This is a genomic window from Oleiphilus sp. HI0061 (assembly GCF_001635675.1).
Genome location: NZ_LWFE01000599.1, coordinates 1 through 736 on the forward strand (window position 1 = coordinate 1; position 736 = coordinate 736).

A 736-nucleotide genomic window follows, 5' to 3' on the forward strand; every position below is an offset into this window, starting at 1 on the left:
ATCCGGTGATTCTATTAAAATCTAGCATCATATCTGCTAGTGATACGCTCAGCTGAATAAGTTTAATATCACCATTAATATCTAGAATCGGAGACAGTACAGCTAACTGACAAAATTCAAAACAGATCATTTCTTCGGACGGAGTGCGACTCGTCAAGGTACGCTCAATAACGTCGGAGTTTGGACGAATGCGTTGATCACCCCACTGCCCAATCACTTCGCCTTTTGCATTAAGTAAGGTTGCGCTCTCTAGGGCCCAAGTTATCTGTAAAGACAGCCAGTGCGAATCGAGCTTGTCCTCAATATACGGACCTTCTGACGTTAAATTTGGTAGACCATCAATTATATTAATTAGCTGCAATGAGCTCTTCTTGAGCAAACCGTTATATTCAATAATATATTGCTGCTGGTTCACACTTCTATTATGCGCTTGCAAGGATTGCATTTGCGCTACATTGAAGTATGTAAAAAATGAGATAAACGATAGAAAGATCGCAGCTAGGCCAACTGCGGACTTCCAATATAAACTAACAAAAAGCTGTTTTTTTGTGTCTTGCATTAGAAACGATACGCCACCTGAGCTAAAAACATATTCCAGTGCTTACGTTGTTTTTCCATATCTGGATTTTCTAAGTCAGGCAACCAAAATGTACCATTTACAGCGTGAAACTCGATTGAAAACATCCATTCGAACGAAGGAGCATAACTAATGCCAATAGTGGAGTCTTTAGCAAAA

At 39.7% G+C, this 736-nt stretch carries 1 protein-coding gene; it reads right to left on the bottom strand.

Features of this window, described 5'->3' with window-relative positions:
• Nucleotides 1-559: cache domain-containing protein (locus tag A3735_RS07760; RefSeq protein ID WP_156499512.1), on the bottom strand; the 559-nt coding region annotated here is incomplete at its 3' end.
• Nucleotides 560-736 lie beyond the last annotated feature (177 nt).